General features: G+C 77.0%; 17 protein-coding genes. 8 read left to right on the top strand and 9 right to left on the bottom strand.

What is annotated here, in order from left to right; all coding sequences use genetic code 11:
• The first annotated feature begins 1 nt into the window (after position 1).
• The gene (locus BJ968_RS09980) at positions 2-805 is read left to right on the top strand and encodes an MmyB family transcriptional regulator (RefSeq protein ID WP_179751407.1); all 804 of its coding nucleotides are present in this window, start codon (positions 2-4) and stop codon (positions 803-805) included.
• A 2-nt stretch (positions 806-807) separates the two neighbouring features.
• Here the strand turns inward: BJ968_RS09980 and BJ968_RS09975 are convergent, their stop codons facing one another.
• The 7 genes from BJ968_RS09975 to BJ968_RS09945 all read right to left on the bottom strand — a co-directional run bounded on the left by BJ968_RS09975 (position 808) and on the right by BJ968_RS09945 (position 6,659).
• Positions 808-1,689: a metal ABC transporter permease gene (locus BJ968_RS09975; RefSeq protein ID WP_179751405.1), complete on the bottom strand. Its 882-nt coding sequence runs from the start codon at positions 1,687-1,689 to the stop codon at positions 808-810.
• Complete coding sequence (locus BJ968_RS09970) at positions 1,686-2,492, bottom strand: metal ABC transporter ATP-binding protein (RefSeq protein WP_179751403.1); 807 nt, start codon at positions 2,490-2,492, stop codon at positions 1,686-1,688. The genes BJ968_RS09975 and BJ968_RS09970 overlap by 4 nt, the downstream gene beginning before the upstream one ends.
• Positions 2,489-3,421 (bottom strand): metal ABC transporter solute-binding protein, Zn/Mn family, encoded by a 933-nt coding sequence (locus BJ968_RS09965; RefSeq protein WP_179751401.1) that lies wholly within the window; start codon positions 3,419-3,421, stop codon positions 2,489-2,491. Before BJ968_RS09965 ends, BJ968_RS09970 begins: the two co-directional genes overlap by 4 nt.
• 110 nt (positions 3,422-3,531) lie before the next feature.
• Complete coding sequence (locus BJ968_RS09960) at positions 3,532-4,344, bottom strand: anti-sigma factor domain-containing protein (RefSeq protein ID WP_179751399.1); 813 nt, start codon at positions 4,342-4,344, stop codon at positions 3,532-3,534.
• Positions 4,337-4,951 carry a sigma-70 family RNA polymerase sigma factor gene (locus BJ968_RS09955; RefSeq protein ID WP_179751397.1) on the bottom strand — a complete coding sequence of 205 codons (615 nt, stop codon included), beginning with the start codon at positions 4,949-4,951 and terminating at the stop codon, positions 4,337-4,339. Before BJ968_RS09955 ends, BJ968_RS09960 begins: the two co-directional genes overlap by 8 nt.
• 198 nt (positions 4,952-5,149) lie before the next feature.
• Positions 5,150-5,833 (bottom strand): sortase domain-containing protein, encoded by a 684-nt coding sequence (locus BJ968_RS26540; RefSeq protein WP_179751395.1) that lies wholly within the window; start codon positions 5,831-5,833, stop codon positions 5,150-5,152.
• Entirely contained in the window at positions 5,820-6,659 is an 840-nt protein-coding gene (locus tag BJ968_RS09945) for a DUF4397 domain-containing protein (protein WP_179751393.1), read from the bottom strand. The genes BJ968_RS26540 and BJ968_RS09945 overlap by 14 nt, the downstream gene beginning before the upstream one ends.
• A gap of 215 nt (positions 6,660-6,874) precedes the next feature.
• Between BJ968_RS09945 and BJ968_RS09940 the strand changes: the two genes are divergently transcribed.
• Entirely contained in the window at positions 6,875-8,494 is a 1,620-nt protein-coding gene (locus tag BJ968_RS09940; protein ID WP_281372695.1) for a methyl-accepting chemotaxis protein, read from the top strand.
• A gap of 17 nt (positions 8,495-8,511) precedes the next feature.
• Here the strand turns inward: BJ968_RS09940 and BJ968_RS09935 are convergent, their stop codons facing one another.
• Positions 8,512-10,707 carry a hypothetical protein gene (locus tag BJ968_RS09935; RefSeq protein WP_179751391.1) on the bottom strand — a complete coding sequence of 732 codons (2,196 nt, stop codon included), beginning with the start codon at positions 10,705-10,707 and terminating at the stop codon, positions 8,512-8,514.
• 141 nt (positions 10,708-10,848) lie between these two features.
• Here BJ968_RS09935 and BJ968_RS09930 point away from each other — a divergent pair, with 141 nt between their 5' ends.
• The 5 genes from BJ968_RS09930 (at position 10,849) to BJ968_RS26535 (ending at position 17,348) form a co-directional block, all read left to right on the top strand.
• Positions 10,849-12,096, top strand: coding sequence for a glycosyltransferase 87 family protein (locus BJ968_RS09930; protein ID WP_179751388.1), 1,248 nt, complete (start codon positions 10,849-10,851; stop codon positions 12,094-12,096).
• A gap of 59 nt (positions 12,097-12,155) precedes the next feature.
• A complete protein-coding gene (locus BJ968_RS09925; RefSeq protein ID WP_179751386.1) occupies positions 12,156-12,461 on the top strand; it encodes a WhiB family transcriptional regulator in 306 nt (101 codons plus the stop codon).
• A gap of 37 nt (positions 12,462-12,498) precedes the next feature.
• The gene (gene pheA, locus BJ968_RS09920; protein ID WP_179751383.1) at positions 12,499-13,437 is read left to right on the top strand and encodes a prephenate dehydratase; all 939 of its coding nucleotides are present in this window, start codon (positions 12,499-12,501) and stop codon (positions 13,435-13,437) included.
• 66 nt (positions 13,438-13,503) lie between these two features.
• Complete coding sequence (locus tag BJ968_RS09915; RefSeq protein WP_179751380.1) at positions 13,504-15,900, top strand: EAL domain-containing protein; 2,397 nt, start codon at positions 13,504-13,506, stop codon at positions 15,898-15,900.
• Positions 15,897-17,348 (top strand): diguanylate cyclase domain-containing protein, encoded by a 1,452-nt coding sequence (locus BJ968_RS26535; RefSeq protein ID WP_179751378.1) that lies wholly within the window; start codon positions 15,897-15,899, stop codon positions 17,346-17,348. Before BJ968_RS09915 ends, BJ968_RS26535 begins: the two co-directional genes overlap by 4 nt.
• A 65-nt stretch (positions 17,349-17,413) precedes the next feature.
• Here the strand turns inward: BJ968_RS26535 and BJ968_RS09905 are convergent, their stop codons facing one another.
• Positions 17,414-18,541, bottom strand: a complete 1,128-nt coding sequence (locus tag BJ968_RS09905; protein ID WP_179751376.1) for a diacylglycerol/lipid kinase family protein — start codon at positions 18,539-18,541, stop codon at positions 17,414-17,416.
• 112 nt (positions 18,542-18,653) lie between these two features.
• Between BJ968_RS09905 and serS the strand changes: the two genes are divergently transcribed.
• Complete coding sequence (serS, locus tag BJ968_RS09900; protein ID WP_179751374.1) at positions 18,654-19,931, top strand: serine--tRNA ligase; 1,278 nt, start codon at positions 18,654-18,656, stop codon at positions 19,929-19,931.
• Positions 19,932-19,934: the final 3 nt, after the last annotated feature.

The raw sequence follows: 19,934 nt of genomic DNA, 5'->3' as shown, positions 1-19,934 counted from the left end.
CGTGAGCGAGAACCTGCTGGGCGAGTTCCTCCGGGCCCGGCGCGAACTCGTCCGGCCGGCCGAGGTGGGGCTGCCCGACGGTCCGCGCCGGCGGGTCCCCGGGCTGCGCCGCGAGGAGGTCGCGATGCTCGCGGGCGTCAGCGCCGAGTACTACGTCCGCCTCGAACGCGGCCGGGACCGCCACCCGTCCCCGCCGGTGCTCGACGCGCTGGCGCGGGTGCTGGGGCTGGACGCGGAGTCGCGCGACTACCTGGCCTCCCTCGCCGGGAACGCGCTGCCCGCCCGCGGCGCCGGTCCCGAGGTCTGCAGCCCGACCATCGCCGCCTTCGTCGAGCGGGCCCCGGCCCCGGCCTTCGTCCTGGGCCGGTTCACGGACGTCCTCGCCGCGAACGAGGCCGCCCACCGGCTGCACGGGCGGATGCCGGGCAACGTGCTGCGGCACCTGTTCCTCGACCCCGGGTCCCGCGCCCTCTACCCCGACTGGGCCGAGCTCGCGGCCGAGGCCGTCGGGTCCACCCGCGGAGCGGCGGTGCGGTACCTCGACGACCCGCGGCTGACCCGGCTCGTGGGGGAGCTCTCGCTCAAGAGCGCCGAGTTCGCGCGGCTGTGGGCCCAGCACGGCGTCCGGGCGAAGTCCGCGGGGACCAAGCGCATCGCCGTCCCGCTCGCGGACGGGGGCCGGGAGACGGTGACCGTCGGGTGGGAGGCGCTGGAGGTCGCCAGCTCGCCGGGGCAGGTCGTCGTCACCTACCACGCGGCGGGCGGCAGCCGGGCCGAACGCGTCCTGGCCGGGCTCTCCCGCTGAGGTCAGACGACCTCGGCGACGACGGCCCGCGGCGCCCCGGGCCGGGCCGGGGGACGGCGCACCCGCGCGACGACCCGGCACACCAGGTAGATCGTGAACGACACCGTCGTGACGTACGGGCTGATCGGCACGGAGGAACCCAGCGCCAGCAGCATCCCGCCGATCATCGACGTCAGCGCGAACGCCGTCGACAGCAGCGGCACCACGAACGGGGAGGAGCTGACCCGGGTCGCCGCGGCCGCGGGGGTCACGAGCAGAGCCAGGACGAGCAGCGCCCCGACGATCTGCACGCTCATCGCCACCGCCAGCCCCAGCACGAGCATGAACACCGGCGACAGCAGGCGGACGGGGACGCCGCGCGCGGCGGCCACCTCGGGGTCCAGGGAGGCGAACAGCAGCGGCCGCCACACCACCAGCAGCGCCACCAGCACGACGGTGGACAGGACCGCCAGGGAGATGAGCTGGGGGTTGTCCACGGCGACGATCTGCCCGGTGAGCAGGCCGAACTTGTTGGCCGCGCGGCCGGAGTACAGGGCGAGGAAGAGCACCCCCAGGCCCAGGCCGAAGGGCATGAGGACGCCGATGGCGGAGTTGTGCTCGCGCGCGCGGTTGCCCAGGACGCCGAACAGGACCGCCGCGAGCACCGACCCCACGAGGGACCCGAGGACGACGTTCACGCCGACGAGCAGCGCGAACGCGGCCCCGGCGAAGCTGAGCTCGGCGATGCCGTGGACGGCGAAGGGCAGGTCGCGCGCGACGATGAACACGCCCACGAGCCCGCCGACGAGCCCGAGCAGCGCCCCGGCGTACAGGGAGTTGTGGACGAGGGCGAGCAGGGCGGAGTAGTCGGAGAAGTCGAAGACCTTCTCCCAGGCGATGGTCACGAGGCCTCTTCGTGGTCGTGCGCGTGCGGGTGGTCGCTGGGGGCGGCGCCGCCGGCGACGAGGAGGCGGCCGCCGGACCGCAGCACCTCGACGGGCGAGCCGTAGAGCTCGGTGAGCGTCGCGGAGTTCATGACGGCCTCGGGGGTGCCGACCCGGAAGCGCCCGCCGGCCAGGTAGAGCACGCGGTCGGCGTAGGGCAGCACGGGGTTGACGTCGTGGGTGACGAAGACGACCGCGGCGCCGGTGCGCAGCCGGGACTCGTGGAGCAGGGCGCTGACGGCGGCGGCGTGGTGGAGGTCCAGGGACAGCAGGGGTTCGTCGGCCAGCACCAGGGCGGGGTCGCCGACGATGCTCTGCGCCACGCGCAGCCGCTGCTGCTCGCCGCCGGACAGCCGCCCGACGGGGGCGTCGGCGTAGTCGGTGGCGCCGACGGCGGCCAGGACGCGGTCGACCCGGGCGCGCGCGGCGCGGGAGGGCAGCAGCGGTCCCCACCGGTGGCCGTCGAGGCCCAGGCGCACGAGGTCGCGGGCGCGCAGCGGGGTGTCGCGGTCCAGGCCCTTCTGCTGCGGGACGTAGCCGATGCGCCGGTCGCCGCGCCGGGCGGGCCGGCCGGCGACCTCGACGCTGCCGCGTTCGAGGGGCTGCTGACCCAGGGCGACCTTGAGCAGGCTGGACTTGCCGGCCCCGTTGGCGCCGAGGACGGCGATGAACTCACCGGGGGCGACGTCGAGGTCGAGGCCGGACCACAGGCGGCGCTCGCCGTAGGCCAGCGACGCGCCCGCCAGCCGCAGGGCGGGCGTCATCCCCGCAGCGCCGTCGCGATCGCGTCGACGTTCCCGGTCATCCACGTCGTGTAGTCCTCGCCCTCGGGGAGCGTCTCGGTCACCGGCACCTGGGGGATGCCGTTGTCCCGGGCCGCCTGCAGCACCTGCTCCGTCTGCGCGCTGGTGGTCTGCTCGTTGTACACCAGCGCGCGGACCCGGTGGTCGGTGAACAGCGCCAGGGTCTGCTGGAGGACGTCGACGGGGACGTCGGTCTCCTCCTCGACGGCCTCGGAGAACTCCTCGGGGGTCGCGTCCGTCGTGCCGAGCGCCTCCAGGAGGTACCCCGGGACGGGTTCGGTGATCGCGACGGGCAGGCCCTGGGTGGTGGCCCTGGCGGCCTCGATCCTCTGGTCGAGGGTGTCCAGGCCCGCCTCGAAGGTCTCCAGGTTGGCCGCGAAGGTGGCGGCGTCGTCCGGGGCGGCCTCGGCGAGGGCCTGCTCGAGCTGCTGGGCGACCTTGCGGACCGTCGCGGTGTCGTACCAGACGTGCTCGTTGAACTCGCTGCCCTCGGGGCCCTGCAGGCCGGAGACGTCGACGGCGTTCAGGACGGTCGGGTCCGAGCCCGCGGCGTCGAGCATGGTGTCGACGAAGTCGTCGTAGCCGCCGCCGTTCTCGATGACGACGGTCGCCCGGGACAGCTCCAGCTGGGTGCGGGTGTTCGCCTCGTAGCTGTGCGGGTCGGCGCTGGGGTCGTCGATGATCGAGGTGACGGTCGCGGCGTCACCGGCGATCGAGCGCGCGATCGAGCCGTAGACGTTCGTCGAGGCGACGACGCTGAGGGTGCCGGACCCGCTGGACGCGCCGGCCCCGCCGGGGGTGGCGGCGCTGTCGCCGTCGCCGCAGGCGCCCAGGGCGAGGGTGGCGGACAGGGCGGTGACCAGGGCGAGGCACGAACGGCGCGACGGCATGCGACAGCTTCCTGACGATGGGAACGATTCGCAACAACTGTACGCCCGCGCGCGGGGCGGCCGGCACCCCCTCCCACCGCCCACCCGTCGCCGGTGGGCGCGCGGGCGCCTCAGGCCGCCGACAGGGTGCCGCGCAGGACGCTGTCGGCGGAGTGGGCCGGGTCCCCGTCCAGCGGCTCGCGCGAGACGTCGACGACGTCGAAGCGGGTCAGGTCGACGTCGCCGGGCAGGGCCACCGTCACCTCGTCCCCGGCCAGCGCCCCCAGCGAGACCAGCCCGCCGTCGGCGTCGAGCAGCCACGCCTCCAGGTAACCGTCGCGCGGGGACGCCACCCCGCGCAGCGCCAGGTGCAGGTGCACGGCCCCGTCCTCGTCGGTGACCTGCGCGGTGCCACTCGCGGCGGCGTCGCCCGCGGTGAGCGGGCGCAGCGTCGTCGAGGACACCACCACGGGCCGCACGGCCTGCGGCGCCGGGTCCGGCGCGTCCGCCCAGCGGGTCGCGCCCACCCCCACGGCCAGCCCGAGCACCGCCGCGGCCGCCAGCGGCCAGCGCCGCAGCAGCGGGGTGCGGCGCGGGCGGGCGCGCCGCGCGGCCGGCCCGGCGGGCGCGGGGTCGGGGACGACCGCGAGCGCGGGGGCGGGAGCGGGCGCGGGGGCGGGGGCGGGGGCGGTCCCGGGGTCGGTGAACCCCACCTCGGCGGCGATCCGCGCCCACGTGCCGGCGGGCGGGGCCTGCCGCTCGACGTCCTCGGCGCCGCGGGCAGCGGTCAGCCGGGCCCAGCCGGCGACCTCCTCGCGGCAGCGGGCGCAGCCCGCCAGGTGCTGCTCGGCCGCCGGGGCCAGCGGGTCGCCCAGCGCGGCCAGCACCGCGTCGTCCTCGTCCAGGTGCCCGGTGGGGGGCCCGGCGGCGGTGGGCTCAGTCACGGGCACCGTCCTCCTCCAGGCGTGTGCGCAGCCGGCGCAGGGACCGTCGCAGGTGGCTCTTCACCGTACCCAGCGGCAGTCCCGTGGCGGCCGCGACCTGCTCGTGCGTCATGTCGGCGAAGAACGCCAGCCGCACGACGGTCCGCTGCGGCTCGCCGAGCTCGTCGACCTCGGCGAGCAGCACGACCCGGTCGGTCGCGGCGTCCTGCGGGACCGGTTCGCCCAGCACCGCGGCGTCCCCGCCCTGCAGCTGGCCCGGTTCGGTGACCACCTCGGGGCGGTACCGCTGGGCCAGGGCGTCGGCGAGGCGGTGGCGGGTGATGCCGACCAGCCACGCCGCGAACGTGGACCGCTGCGGGTCGAAGCGCTCGCGCGAGCGCCAGGCCGAGACGAACACCGCCTGCACCACGTCCTGGGCGTCCTGCTCGTCCAGGCGGCGGCGGGCCAGGCCGTGGACGAGGGGGCCGAAGCGCTCGTAGGCCTCGCGCAGCCCGCGCTCGTCGCCGGCGCGCACCGCGCGCCCGACGGCCGCGTCGTCCCAGGAGGCCGGTCCGGCCCCGTCGGGCGACCGGCCGGCCCCGGCCGGCGACGGGAGCCCTGGGGACACGGCACCACCGTAGGGGGCGGGTCCCGCCGCGCCACCGGAGCGGGCCGGCCGCACCCCGACCGGACCTGCGGAGGCGTTGCGGCGCAACACCACCGCCGGAGCGCCGGACCCGTTCCCGGGGAACCCCGGCGGCACCGGGCCCCGGGAACCCCCGTCGAAACCCTCCACCCGCAGGACCACCAGCACCCACCACCGGACTCACTCAGCGGTCACGACGACGTTCTGCTCGTACCGGCTGGCCGCCCGGTCGAACGGCCCGCCGCACGTGACGAGGACCAGGCGCGCCGGCCCCTGGCGGGCGAACACGTCGGCCAGCGGGAGCTCCTCCTTGTCGACCGCCACGCGGGCGGTGACGCGGAACTCCCGGGTGGCGCCGTCGGCGCCCGTGACGCGCACGAGCGCCCCCGGTTCGACGGCGGCGAGGTCGGCCAGCGCCCCGTCCCCGGCGCTGCGGGTGTCGACGTGACCGGCCAGCACGGAGTTCCCCGCCGCCCCGGGGACCGGCCCCCACCGGTACCAGCCGACCCGCCGCGGGTCGTCGGGAACCTCCATGGCCCCGTCCCCGCGGACCCCGACGGGCACCACCTCGGCGTCGACCCCCAGGGAGGGGACCTCCAGGCGCACCGGCGCCGGTGGCCGCGGCGCGACGGTCGGGGTGGCGAGCCGCCGCCCCACCACCGGAGCCGCCACCGGGGGAGCCGCCGAGGGGGTCGCCGAGGGAGTGGGCGCGACCGTCACCGCCGCGGGCGCCGCGGCCGGCAGCTGCCCGAAACCCGGTGCCGGGCGCGCGGCCCACCACCCGGCACCCAGGCAGGTCCCGGCCACGGCCAGGCCCGCGGCGAGCAGGTTCCAGCGGCGCGCGGCGCGCTCAGGCCGCCGCACGGGCGCGACGGGCCATCAGCGCGCTGGCCCCGGCACCGACCAGGGCCACGCCCCCGACGGCCGCGACCCACGGCGCCCAGCCCGCGCCGGCGCCCCCGCCGTCCCCGGCGGGCACACCCGTCGGGGACTGCCCGCCGCCCCGCACGACCTGCGTGGCCAGGGCGAGGTTCGCGTCGGCCGCCGAACCCCACGCGTACACGATCGTCTCGGCCCCCTCGGCCAGGTCCACGTCGGCCGGGCCGAGCGCCACCTGGTCGGTGCCGGCCAGGACCACGTCGGCGCTCACCGTCCCGGCCGGGACCGTCGCGCTCGCCTCGCCCGGGTTCGTCAGCCCCCTCAGCACGGGCGTCCCGCCGGCGCGCACGTCCACGGCCGGGGCGGCCGCGACGTGGCGCACCGTCAGCTCGGCCTCACCGGCGGCCAGGTCGTCGGGGCTGTTGACGAACGGGGTCAGCTTCGGGGCGCCGTTCGCGTCAAGGTGCGCCACGACGGTGACGTTCGCCCCCGCCGGGACCTCCACGTCGTTCGCCGAGATCGCCGGCTGCGCCGTGGCCGGGTCCGCCCCGGCGGGGTAGACGGCCAGGTCGTAGCTGCCGGCGGGCAGCTGCTGCGGGTCGGTGAGGGTGCCGGGGGTGAAACCCGGCAGCAGGGGCGAACCGTTCGCCCACACGTCGACGGTCAGGCCCGGGACGGCGTGCAGCACCGAGACGGTGGCGCTGCCGCCCTGCGTGGCGGCGCTCGCCGGGGCGGCGGCCAGGGCGACCGGGACCGCCAGCGCGAGCGCGGGAGCGGCGACGAGGGCGGCGGTGCTGCGGGTGGTGCGCATCGTTCTCTCCTCCTGGTCCGCGGGCCGCTCGGCGCGGCCCGTCACCCCTCCCTTCCGGCCGGTGGCCCGTCCCGGATGCAGCCGCTCGCGGGAATTCCCGGGGAACTCCCGCGCCCGGTGTTCAAGGTGGGCCGCCGGTGCGTCGATGCCCCAGCACTGGGCCACCGCATCGAACAGCCGAGCCGGCCGCCCGACGACCCTCCAGGAGGAGAGCCATGCCCGCCGGCACCGCCGCCAGCCCCCGCCCCCGTCGCCCCCTGGCCGACCGCTCCGTCACCACCAAGATCGCCGCCGCCGTCGTGGCCGCCTCGGCCGTCGCCGTCGCCGTCGGTGCCGTCGGTGTCGCCGGCATGCAGGGCGCCGCCCACGAGGTCGAGCGGATCAGCGCCCACCACGTCGCGGGCATGCAGGACATCGCCACCGCGCGCGGGGCCATCACCGCGCAGTACCGGGCCGAGTTCCTGGCCGGCATCCCGAACGCCGACGTCCCCGCCTCCGTGCAGCTGGCGCACGACGCCGACGCCGACCTCGCCGACGCCCTCGACGCCTACGCCCAGCGCGGCCCCGGCGCCGAGGCGCTCGCCGCGGTCGAGGACCTGCGCACCTCCTACGCCGACTACGCCGCCCTGCGCGACGTCGTGGTGTTCCAGCAGAAACCGCCCGCCGGGTTCCAGATGCCCTCCGGCGACCAGATCGGGGCCCGCTTCGGCGGCGCCGAGGACGGGTTCAACGCCGCCATCGCGACCCTGCAGGAGACCGAGACCACCCAGGCCGCCGCCCGCCGGGCCGCCGCCGAGCACACCGTCGCCCGGGCCCGCACCGTCGTCGTCGCCGTCCTCGTGGGTGGGCTGCTGCTGTCCGGGATCATCGCCGCGGCCGTCCTGCGCACCATCCGCCGCCAGCTCACCACCGTGGGCACCGCGCTGGACGCCGTCGCCGCCGGCGACCTGACCGTCCCCGCGCAGGTGCACGCCGCCGACGAGCTCGGGGCCATGGCCGATGCCGTGAACCGCGCCCGCAGCGGCATCAGCTCCCTCGTCTCGCGCATGTCGTCCTCGGCCGCCGGGCTGGCCGCCTCCTCCCGGCAGCTGACGTCCGTGGCCGCCGAGCTGTCCACCGGGGCCGACGAGTCCGCCTCCCAGGCCCAGGTCGTCTCGGCGGCCACCGAGGAAATCAGCGCCAACATCGGCACCGTCGCCGCCGCCGGGGACGAGATGAGCTCGGCGATCCGCGAGATCGCCACCGCCACCGCCCAGGCCTCCTCCACCGCCAGCACCGCCGTCGCCTCCGCCGACCAGGCCAGCGCCACCATCCAGCGCCTGGGCGCCTCCTCCCGCGAGATCGGCGACGTGGTCAAGCTCATCACCTCCATCGCCGAGCAGACCAACCTGCTGGCCTTGAACGCCACCATCGAAGCGGCCCGGGCCGGGGAGATGGGCAAGGGTTTCGCCGTGGTGGCCGGGGAGGTCAAGGAGCTGGCTCAGCAGACCGCCCGGGCCACGGAGGAGATCGTGGGGCGGGTGGCCGCCACCCAGGCCGACGCCGAGGCCGCCACCGTGGTCATCGGGCAGATCGCCGAGGTCATCGCCCGCATCGACGGGTTGCAGGCCACCATCGCCGCGGCGGTGGAGGAGCAGTCGGCCACCACGGCCGAGATGGTCCGCAACGTCACCGAGGTCTCCACCGGTTCGCAGGAGATCGCCGCGAACATCTCCGGCATCGCCGCCTCGGCGGGCCGGACCACCGGCAGCGCCACCGCGACGGCCACCTCGGCCGCCGAGGTCTCCCAGGCCGCCGCCGAGCTCAACGCGCTGGTCGCGACCTTCAAGCTCTGACGGTCACGCTGTGACGGTCACGCCCTGACGGCGGGGACGTCCTCGGGGTCCCCCTCCAGCACGCGCGTCACGCACGCGATGAGGAGGGGGACCGCGAGCATCGCCCCCACCGCCGGCACCGCCGCCCCCGAGTCGTTGACGGCGAAGCCGACGGCCAGCAGCACCAGCAGGCACCCCAGCCCCGGGCGCAGGACGGGGAACCGGTCGTAGGCGCGCTGCAGCACCGAGACCCCCAGCACCTTCGGCCGGGCCAGCACGAAGGCGATGAACACCGCCGCGACGGCCAGCACCAGGCTCAGCAGCCAGTTGCCGTAGAGGATGCGCAGGTTCTGCGCGGCCTTGCGCTCCACGACCTGCCACGCGCCGCCGTCCAGGAGGCTCTGCACGAACCGCCCCAGGTGGGTCTGGTCGTCCACGGGCCGCAGCCAGTCCGCGACCGAGATCGCCGCCAGCGCCAGGACCGTCACGCCCAGCACCACGGCCACCCGCCGCGGCGTCAGGCGGACCCCCGCCACGACCAGGGCCAGGAAGCCGAACGCGGGCAGGATCGCCGGCGGGCCCCCGAAGTCCGAGCCCAGCACCCCGTCGACGTACGTCGCCAGGAGCCCGGCGACCGCGACGAGGACCACGGCCGCGCGCCGCCGCCCGTCGCGCACCAGCCGGTCCGCGACGGCGATGGTGAACAGCAGCGACCCCGTGGCGAACAGCGCGAACTGCTGGTTGCCCAGGCCGTAGAACCGGCCCGCGACGACGGGTTGCAGGCCGTTGAGGCTGGACGTGATGAGCCGCGACCCCGTCGCGCAGTCGACCGCCAGCACCGCCGCGGTCACGAACCCCACGAACCCCAGCGGGCCCAGCGCGTGCCGGCGCCACGGGCCCAGCAGCGCCAGCGCGGTGATGACGGCGACGTACAGGGCCACCGCGCCGCTGACCGCCAGCAGGTGCGAGCCGGTGGAGCTCCCGTGGCGCCACCACGGGATCGTGTTCGCCAGGAACGTCGAGGCGCAGACCGCGCCGAAGACCACGGCCAGGACCCGCAGCCCCGCGAGGATCCGGCGCCGCCCCGCCGGCCCGCCCCACGCCTTGCGCAGCGCGATCGTCGCGACCGCGTACAGCACGATCTGCGAGGCCCCCCACACGGTGAAGAAGGGCCCGACGAGCGGCTGCACGGCCTGCGCCGCCGCGTCGAGGTCGCGGACCTTCTCTTCCCGCGCCGCGGCGTCGGCCCCGGCGTCGGTCGACGTCACCGGCGCCCCGACCAGGCCCGCCGTGCCGTGGTCGGTGCCCAGGGCCAGCGCCAGGACGGTGGGGGTCAGGTCGGTCGTCTGCACGATCGCCGTCTGCCGCGTCGAGCGGGACCCCAGGAACCCCTCGTAGGAGCCCGACCCCGGCTGCGGGCCCGTCGCCGCGCCGAACTGCAGGTGCGCGGTCCGGCCCGCGTCGGCCAGGGACACCGCCAGCAGCGTCGTGGCGTCCGCGCCCGTCGAGTCCGCGACCGCCCGCTGCACCGCGGCGACCACGGCGTCGACGGCCGCGACCTGCTCGGCCCGCGAGGTCGCCGGGGCGGTCTCCCGCGACGGCAGGTCGGCGGGGTCGCGCACCACGCCGGCGTCGACGACGACGACCTGCGTGCCGGTCTCCAGCGCGTCCTGGACGTAGCCGCCGACCTCGGCGGGGGTGCCGGCGTCCACGTACGCCGGCACCGCGCCGGAGGTGCCGGCGAGCGCGACCGCCGCCCCCGGGTTCACCGCCAGCGTGCGGGTGCCGGCGTCGGCCAGGGCCTGCCCGAGGGTGCCGGGGACGGCGCTGAACGTGTCGCCGTCGGCGATCCGGCGGTACTCGGCGAACCGCGTCTGCACGCCGTCGACGGGGGCGGGCACCGCCGCGCACGGGGCGCCGGCGTGCTGCGCGGACGTCCCGTCGAAGTCGGTGGCGCGCCGGCCCGCGGACAGCCCGAGCCAGCCGTCGGCCGGGCAGGCGGCGGTGAAGACGCTGCGGACCGCGACGGTCCCGATGGCCCCGGACGTCATCGAGGCCAGCGCCGGGGTGGCCCGCGCGGACACGTCGCTCCAGCGGACGCCGCTGAAGCCGACGACGACGAGGGGCGCGCGCTGCGCCGTCGTCGAGGCCCGCGCCGCGCCCGCCCCGGGCCCGACCGCCCCGGCCAGCACGACCAGCACCCCGACCAGCACCCCGACGAGGGCGCAGAGCACACGAAGAGCCCCGGGCAAGGGCTTGCCGGGGGCGCGGGGTGTGCTTCGAGCGGGGAGGGGGAGGACGTCCGGGTGGGGCACGCCCACAGGCTAGGGGCGGCGGTGGTCGGGACCTGTGCGCCGCTGGGGGAGGATCGGGGGGTGCTGAGCCGGGAGACCTCACGGGCGGGTGCGTGGCGGTGGCTGGGGGTCCTGGTGCTCCTGGTCGCGGTCGCGCCCGTCGTCCACCGCTACCTCGTCGCCTACCCGGACGACCAGTGGCAGGTGGACCTGGAGGTCTACCGGGAGGCCGGGCGCTCGCTGCTGCTGGGGCGGCCGGTGTACCAGTTCGAGACCGAGGTCCCGCAACTGCTGCCCTTCACGTACCCGACGTTCTCGGCGGTGCTGTCGATCCCGCTGGCGCTGCTGCCGTGGGCGGTGGCGGGCTGGGTGTGGACGGCGTTCCAGCTGGCCCTGCTGTGGGTGGTGGTGGGCCTGGCGTTCGGGCCGCTGCTGGCGCGCGCGGGCCGGTTCGCCGGGCTGGCCCACGGGGTCGTGGCGGCGGCGTGCGCGTGGATCTCGCCGGTGGGGGAGAACATCCGGTTCGGGCAGGTCAACGCGATCCTCGTGACGCTGTGCCTGCTGGACCTGCTCCGGGGCGCGGACGGGCTGCGGCTGGGCCGGTTCACGCTGCGCTGGCCGCGGGGTGCGCTCGTCGGGGTCGCGGTGGCGATCAAGCTGACGCCCGGCGTCTTCCTCGTGCACTTCGCGATCACGCGGCAGTGGCGGGAGCTGCGCAACGCGGTGCTGGCCGCGGTCGGGGTGACGGTGGCGACGTTCCTCGTCGCGCCGGAGGGGTCGCTGGAGTTCTGGACGTCGGCGCTGCTGAACTCGGACCGGCTGGGGCCCAACGCGGGGTCGTCGAACCAGTCGCTGCGGGGCTTCGTCCTGCGGCTGTACCTGTCGGACGGGGCGACGACGGCCGTGTGGGGCGTGCTGGCGCTCGCGGCGGCGGTGGCGGGGTACGCGCTGGCGCGCCGGCTGCACCGGCGGGGGTCGCTGGTGGGGGAGGTCGCGGCGTGCGGGGTGGTGGCCCTGCTGGTCTCGCCGGTGTCGTGGCTGCACCACTACCTGTGGGGCGTGGTCGTGCTGGGCGCGGTCGTGGGGGACGCCCGGGTGCGCTCCCGCGCGGTGGCGGCCGTCGTGGGACTGGTGCTGCTGTGGGTGGCGTGGCCGTGGTGGGGGGCGAACCTGCTGGCCTCGCGCAGCGTGCCGACGGTGCTGGCCCGGGTCGTGCAGAACGGGGACCTGTGGTGGGCGTGCGCGTCCCTGGTGGTCATGTGGCGGCTGCTGACGAGACACACCGAAGATCAATCACGGGTAGTGACGGATTGGTCGCGTAGCGTTTAGCTTTTCTCCCCCGGGGGCAAGAGCGCTCCACGTGAACACGACCGAGGGGGGAACCACCAGTGAGTGAGACGAGCAACGGCCTGCGCCCCACGGTCGACGCCTGGGAGTGGCAGCTCTCGGGCGCCTGCCGCGACGCGGACCCCGAGCTCTTCTTCCACCCCGAGCTCGAACGGGGCGCAGCCCGCCAGCACCGCGACGCCGCGGCCCTGGCGATCTGCGCCGAGTGTCCCGTGCTGCGGCAGTGCCGCCAGCACGTCCTGACGCACCGGGAGAACTACGGGGTGTGGGGCGGGCTGACCGAGGACCAGCGCGACGCCATCTGGAGCGAGCGGACGGAGAAGCGCAAGCTGCGCCGGGCGGGCTGACCGGGCGGCCCGACCCCGACGGCTACTGTGTGCGACCGTGCTGCGCTACGCGTTCTTCGGCCCGGTCGGGACCTTCTCGGAAGCGGCCCTGCGGACCGTCGTGGGCGACGTCCCCGCGACCCCGCTGAGCAGCGTCGACGCCACCATCGAGGCCGTCCGCTCCGGGGCGGCCGACGTCGGCTGCGTGCCGATCGAGAACTCCGTCGAGGGTGGCGTGCCCGCCACCCTCGACGGCCTCGCGGTCGGTGACCCGCTCGTCGTCGTCGCCGAGGTCGTCATCCCCGTCAGCTTCGTCCTGGCCGCCCGCCCGGGCGTGGGGCTGGGCGACATCACCCGCGTCAGCACCCACTCCCACGCCTACGCCCAGGTCCGCCGCTGGCTGCACGCCAACCTGCCTGGGGCGGCCTACGTGCCGGCCACGTCGACGGCCGCCTCCGCGCAGGCGCTGGCCGACGAGCTGGCCGGGGGCGAGCCGGCCGGGTTCGAGGGCGCCATCTGCGCTCCCTTCGCCGCCGCCCGGCACGGCCTGGACGTCCTCGCCGAGCGCATCGAGGACCGCGAGGGCGCCCAGACGCGGTTCGTCCTGCTCTCCCGGCCCGGGACCGTCCCCGCGCCCACGGGCAACGACAAGACGTCCCTCGTGGTGTTCCTGCGCGAGGAGCGCCCCGGCGCGCTCGTGGAGGCCCTGGAGCAGTTCGTCACCCGCGGCATCAACCTGACCCGCATCGAGTCCCGCCCCGCCGGCGACGCCCTGGGCCGGTACTGCTTCTCCATCGACTGCGACGGGCACGTCAGCGACGCCCGCGTGGGGGAGGCCCTCATGGGGCTGCACCGCGTCTGCGAGCGCGTCCGCTTCGTCGGCAGCTACCCCCGCTCCGACGGCGGGCGGACCATCACCGGCAGCGGCCCCACCGAGGAGGGCTTCAGCGCGGCCCAGGCCTGGCTCGACGGCCTGCGCGCCGGCTCCGCCTCCTGACCCCGGCGCCCGGGACCACCCGCTCGGCGCATCGAGCGGACGGCTGGGGCCGCCGAACCTGTGGGGGTGACCACTCCCGCCCGCGCGGCCGCCGGGCTGCTCGGGCGCCTCGCCGCGCGCGCCGCCCGGCGCTGCGCCGCGCGCCGCGACGTCCCGGACCTGCCCGGCCGCCGGGGCCTGCTCGAACGCTGCGCCGCCCCCCTGCGGGCCGTCGCCGAGGACGCCGAGACCGCCTGGACCGTCAGCGTCGTGGGCTTCGACGACCTGCGGGAGCTGCGGCTGGCCCTGGGCGGCCCCGCCGCTGACGCCGTCCTGGCCGAGTCCGCCCGCCGCCTCGCCGAGCTGCCCGGCGCCGTCGTCGCCCGCCTCGGCCCGGACACCCTCGCCGTCGTGCGCCCCCTGACCACCGGCACCGCCGGCGACGCCCCGGCCACCGGCCGCCAGGAGGGCACGGCGCTGCGCAGCACCCTGCTCGAACCGGTCGAGCTGCCCGACCTGGGGCCCGGCCGCGGGCTGCGGGTGCGGCCCGAGACGTCCGTCGGCGTCGCCTGCGTCCCCGACCACGGCCGCGACCTGGAGGACCTGCTCGCCGCGGCCGACGTCGCCCACGCCCGCGCCGGGACCGCCCCCCGCCGGGTGGCCGTGGCCGAGGGCACCGCCGCCGTGGACCTCGACGCGCTCGCCCTGCACACCGAGCTGCCCGCCGCCATCGCCGACGGGCAGCTGCGCGTGCACTACCAGCCGCTCGTCACCGCCGGCACCCACCGCGTCGTGGGCGTGGAGGCCCTCGTGCGCTGGCAGCACCCCGAGCGCGGGCTGCTGGGCCCCGGCGCGTTCGTCCCCCTCGCCGAGCGCAGCCAGGCGATCGTCGCGCTGACCCGCTGGGTGCTGCGCGAGGCCGTCGCCCAGTGCGCCGCCTGGCGGGCCGACGGGCACGACGTGGGCGTCTCGGTGAACCTGTCCGCCGCCGTCGTCGGCGAGCCCACGCTCGTCGGGACCGTCCGCGACGTCCTCGCCGCCCACCGCCTCGACCCCGGCGTCCTGACCCTGGAGGTCACCGAGAGCGCCCTGCTCGCCGACCCCGCCGGGGCCGCCGCCGTCCTGGCCGCCCTGCGCGCGGCCGGGGCGCGGGTGTCCCTGGACGACTTCGGCACCGGCTACACGTCGCTGACGATGCTGCGCCAGCTCGAGGTCGACGAGCTGAAGATCGACCGGACGTTCGTCGCGGCCGCCCCGCAGGCCCCGGCCGACGCGGCCATCGTCCGCGCGCTCGTCGACCTCGCCCACCGGCTGTCCGTGGAGGTCGTCGCCGAGGGCGTCGAGGACGCCCGCACCGCCGAGGTCGTGCGCGGGCTCGGGGCCGACGTCCTGCAGGGCTTCCACTTCTCCCGGCCCGTCCCCGCCGCCGACGTCTTCGCCGCCGCACCCGCCCCCGTGCGGGAGGTCGTCCTGCCCGCCGACGAGCCGGTCCGCGCGCCCCGGCCGGTCGACGAAGCGGACCGGCTGCGGCTGGCGCACCGGGTCCTGGAGTCCGCCTCCGGCTCCCAGCGGCTGCTGCGCCGCGTCACCGCGCTCGCCGCGGCCGTCACCGGGGCCCGGTTCGCCAGCTTCAACGTCGTCACCGACGAGCACGTGCACGCCCTGGCCACGCACGGCCACGACGTCACCCGCGGACCGCGCGACGGCACCCCCTGCGCGTGGGCCGTCCTGCAGCAGGACCTCCTGGAGCTGGACTGCCGGACGGACCCGCGGGTGGCCGGCGGGGTCGCGGGCCGGGCCGGTGTGCGGCACTACGCGGGCGTGCCCGTCGTCGACGCCCACGGCCGCACGCTGGGGGTGCTGTGCGTGTACGACCTGCTGCCGATCCCCCTGGACGACGGCCGCCGCGCCCAGCTGCGGGCCCTGGCCGGTCTGGTCGCCGAGCACCTCGAGGGTGCCGAGGCCGCCGGGTTGCTGGACCGCGTCCACGCCCTGCTGCAGGCCGTGGCCGACGTCGAGCTCGCCGCGGACGCCTGCGCCGTGGGCGGCGGGTTCGCCCGCGCCGTCCACGACCTGACCCGCCCCGACTTCAGCTTCGTCCTGCGGCGCATCTCCCCGCTGGCCGAGCGGTGGGACGTCGTGGGGGTCGTCGGGGACGCCGACGCCGACGCGCTGGACGGGCACGTCGTCGACACCTCCACCCGCAGCGCCGTCTCCCGCGCCGTCGCCGGCCGGCGGCCCGTGTGGGTGCCCGACGCGGGGACCAGCTCGGTCGTCGACGCCGCGGCCGCCCGGCACCTGGGCGCGCGGTCGGTGCTCACCGTCCCCGTCGCCGACGAGCGGGGCGTCCGGCTCGTGCTGGTGCAGTGCTGGCGCGACGCCCAGGACGACCTGCCGCCCGTGCTGCGCGACGCGGCGGTGGCCGCCGCCGCCCGCGCCGCCCACGCCCTCGGCCGGCTCGAGACGGGGGTCGTGGCGCCGTGAGCGCACCGCGCCCGCGGACCGACCTCCTGTTCGCCGGCGTCCTGGTCCTCCTCGTCCCCGGCTACTTGCTGCTGCCGGCCGGGCACCCCGAGGAGCTGGGGTACGTCGCCGTCGTCGGGGCCTGCACGCTGGTCCTGCTCGTCGTGGCCGCCGCCTCCCCGGCCCGCCGGCCGTGGCTGCCGCTGGGCGCGGCCCTCACCGCGTTCTGCGCCGCGGAGGTCGAGGTCGCCCACCTGAGCTGGACCGGCGGCCGCCTCACGCCGTCCCCGGCGGACGTGCTCTTCCTGCTCGGGCAGGGGCTGCAGTTCCTCGCCGTGCTGCGGCTGCTGCCGGCCCCGCGGGGCGGCCTGCGCCGCGGCCCGCTGCTCGACGTCGTCCTCGTGACCACCAGCGTGGGCCTCCTCTTCGTCGTCTACACCGTCCTGCCCGCCCTCGGCGGCCCCGGCGACGGCCTGCTGACCCGGCTCGTCGCCGCGGCCTACCCCGTCTCCGACGTCGCGGTGGTGTTCCTGCTGGCCCGCGCGTCGGGGTGGCGCAGCGACCGCCCCGCGGCGCTGTGGTGGCTCACCGGCGGCCTGCTCGCCAGCGTCGTGGCCGACGTCACCGTCGCCGTCCTCACCGCCGCCGGCGACACCGACCCGCCGCGCGGGGTGCGGCTGCTGTGGCTGGTCTTCTACGTCTGCGTCGCGGCCGCCGGGTGCAGCCCCTCGGCGACGGCGCTCGGGCGCCGACCCGCCGCGCCCCCGCCGTCCGCGACGCTGGTCCGGATGCCGCTGCTGGCCGCCGCGGCCCTGCTGCCGCCCGTGGTGACGGTGGCCGACCACGTCGTGCCCGGCGCCGGCGACCACGGCCTGGCGCTGGGGTTCGTCTCGCTCGTGGTCGTCGCGCTCGTCCTGCTGCGGGTGGGGGACCTGCTGCGGATCGCCCGCGGGCAGGCCGCCGTCGTCGAGCGCCTCGCCGACACCGACCCCCTGACCGGGCTGCCGAACCGGCGGGCCTGGGACGCGCAGGTCGCCCGCAGCTTCGTCGCCGCCCACGCCTCCGGCGCGGCGGTCGCGGTCGCCATCGTCGACCTCGACCGCTTCAAGGCCTTCAACGACGCCCACGGCCACGACGGCGGCGACGCCCTGCTGGTCGCGGCCGCGAGCGCCTGGCGCGAGGCGCTGCCCGGCGCCTTCCTGGCGCGCTGGGGCGGGGAGGAGTTCACCGTCCTGCTGGTGGGGGCGAGCGCCGAGGAGGCCGCCGTGCGGCTGCACGCCGTGCACGCCGCCGTGCCGCACGGGCAGACGTGCTCCATCGGGGTCGCCCAGTGGGACGGCTCGGAGGTGCCCCCGGCGGCCCTGGCCCGCGCCGACCGCGCCCTGTACCGGGCCAAGGCCGACGGCCGCGACCGGACGGTCGTGGACCGGGGCCGCGGGGTCCACCCGGCCGTGCCGGTCGCCGGCTGAGCCCGGGACCGGCGGGTCGGCGCGGGGGTCGGCGCGGGGGTCGGCGCGGGGGTCGGCGCGGCGGGTCAGCGCGGGGCGGCGTGGGCGCCCGCGCGCAGCGGCGGGCAGCGGACCCGCAGGACGCCCGGGTCGACCGTCAGCGTGACCCGGTGGGCGGGCCCGATGGGGTCACCGTCCAGCTCCACCTCCTGCGGCTCCTGGCACGTCACCTCGAACCGCTTGCCCCGCAGGTGCCGCACGCGCCGCTGACCGCGCCGGTCGCGCGTCGCGATGGCCCACGCCACCTCGCCCCAGCCGATCCCGCCGCGCGGGGAGAGCACCACGGCGTCGAGGTACCCGTCGTCGATCTCGGCGTCCGGCATGAGCACCAGCTGCTTCGTCAGCTTCCCGCAGTTGCCCACGATGACCGCCCGCGTGCGCACCGGCGCCGGGGCCTGCCCGTCGACGGAGACCTGCACCTTCGCCTGCGGCCCCCACAGGGCCCGCGCGCCCGAGACCACGTACGCCCCGTACCCGAGCCGCTGCTTGAGCCGGTCCTCGACGCCGGCCATCATCGCCGCGTCGAACCCCAGCCCGGCCATGACGAGGAACAGGTGGCGCTCGGGCTCGGCGTCGCGGCCCGAGCGGTCGACCTCCAGCCAGCCCACGTCGACGCGCACGTCCTCCTCGGAGAACACCAGGTCCAGCGCCGCGGCCAGGTCGGTGTGCGGGACGTCGAGGTTGCGGGCCAGCAGGTTCCCGGTGCCGGCCGGCAGCAGCGCCATGGGCGTCGACGTGCCCGCCAGCCCCTCGGCCACCGACCGCACCGTCCCGTCCCCGCCGGCGGCCAGCACGATGTCGACGCCCTGCGCGACCGCGTCCCGCGCCTGCTGCCGGCCGTGCTCGGTGGGCGTGGTCTCCAGCCACAGCGGGTCCTCCCAGCCGTGGGAGCGGAACACGGCCGCGACGTACGCCTGCCGCCGCCGCAGCGAGTGCTCGTCGAGCCCGGTGAACTTCGTGGGGTTCACCACGATCGCGGCGCGGCGGCGGGGCGCCCCGGCCGCCGGGGCCGCCGGGGCCGCGGGCGGGACCTGCTGGGTGCGCAGCCGGCGCGTGGTGCGGCGCTCGCGGAGCAGCAGCGAGAACGCGACGAGGGCCGCGAGGGCGAGGAAGACGGCGAGGACGCCGGTGTCGAGCAGGTCGGCGACCGTCATCCGGTCACGCTACCGGCTGGTCCCCGCCGCGCGGCGCCGCAGGGCCACCGCGGGACCACCGCGGGGCGCGCACCGGTCGGTCCGGCGGGGGCCGACCCGTTAGTGTCTAGCCGTGATCGACCTGCGACTGCTGAGGGACGACCCGGACGTCGTCCGCGCCAGCCAACGGGCCCGCGGCGAGGACGAGGGCGCCGTCGACCGGGTCCTCGACCTCGACGCGCGGCGGCGCAACGCCATCGCCGAGTTCGAGCAGCTGCGGGCCGAGCAGAAGTCCCGCGGCAAGGAGGTCGCGGCCGCCAAGGGCGAGGAGAAGCAGAAGCTCCTCGCGGGCGTGAAGGAGCTGTCCGAGCGGGTCAAGGCCGCCGAGGCCGACTCCGACGCGGTCGGCGCCGAGTTCGAGGCCGCGCTGCGCACCATCCCCAACGTCGTCGAGGACGGCGTCCCGCCCGGCGGCGAGGACGACTACGTCGTGCTGGAGGAGGTCGGCGCCCCGCCGGCGCTGCCCGAGGGCCTGGACGCCTGGCGCGACCACCTGGAGCTGGGGGAGCTGCTCGGCGCCATCGACATGGAGCGCGGCGCGAAGGTGTCGGGTTCGCGGTTCTACTTCCTCACCGGCGTGGGGGCGCGGCTGGAGCTGGCGCTGCTGAACCTCGCGGTCGCCCGGGCCGTCGCCAACGGCTTCAGCCCGATGATCACCCCGACCCTGGTCAAGCCCGAGGTCATGGCCGGCACCGGTTTCCTCGGGGCGCACGCCGCGGAGGTCTACCACCTCGAGGAGGACGACCTCTACCTCACGGGGACGTCGGAGGTGGCGCTCGCCGGGTACCACGCCGACGAGATCCTCGACCTGTCGGGCGGCCCGAAGCGGTACGCGGGCTGGTCGGCGTGCTACCGCCGCGAGGCCGGTTCGTACGGCAAGGACACCCGCGGCATCATCCGCGTCCACCAGTTCCACAAGGTGGAGATGTTCTCGTACTGCCGCGCCGAGGACGCCGCCGCCGAGCACCAGCGGCTGCTGGGTTTCGAGAAGGAGGTGCTCGCCGCGATCGAGGTCCCGTACCGGGTCATCGACACCGCGGCCGGGGACCTGGGGTCCTCCGCGGCCCGCAAGTTCGACTGCGAGGCGTGGATCCCCTCCCAGGGCGCGTACCGGGAGCTGACCTCGACGTCGAACTGCACGACGTTCCAGGCCCGCCGCCTGGGGGTCCGCGAGCGCCTGGAGGAGGGGTCGGGGACCCGTCCGGTCGCGACCCTGAACGGGACGCTGGCCACGACCCGCTGGATCGTGGCGATCCTGGAGAACCACCAGCAGGCCGACGGTTCGGTCCGGGTCCCCGCTGCGCTGCAGCCGTTCCTGGGCCTGGACGTGCTGCGGCCCGTCGCGGGCTGAGGG

The organism is Kineococcus aurantiacus, from assembly GCF_013409345.1.
GTDB classification, from domain to species: Bacteria; Actinomycetota; Actinomycetes; order Actinomycetales; family Kineococcaceae; genus Kineococcus; species Kineococcus aurantiacus.
Note: the sequence above shows the minus strand (reverse complement) of the source record. Positions and strands in the feature narration are given on the sequence as shown.

Coding starts and splice junctions, on each gene's coding strand:
- BJ968_RS09965 (WP_179751401.1), bottom strand. CDS start 3,421: ATGCCGTCGCGCCGTTCGTGCCTCGCCCTGGTCACCGCCCTGTCCGCC.
- BJ968_RS09940 (WP_281372695.1), top strand. CDS start 6,875: ATGCCCGCCGGCACCGCCGCCAGCCCCCGCCCCCGTCGCCCCCTGGCC.
- BJ968_RS09905 (WP_179751376.1), bottom strand. CDS start 18,541: ATGACGGTCGCCGACCTGCTCGACACCGGCGTCCTCGCCGTCTTCCTC.
- BJ968_RS09945 (WP_179751393.1), bottom strand. CDS start 6,659: ATGCGCACCACCCGCAGCACCGCCGCCCTCGTCGCCGCTCCCGCGCTC.
- BJ968_RS09970 (WP_179751403.1), bottom strand. CDS start 2,492: ATGACGCCCGCCCTGCGGCTGGCGGGCGCGTCGCTGGCCTACGGCGAG.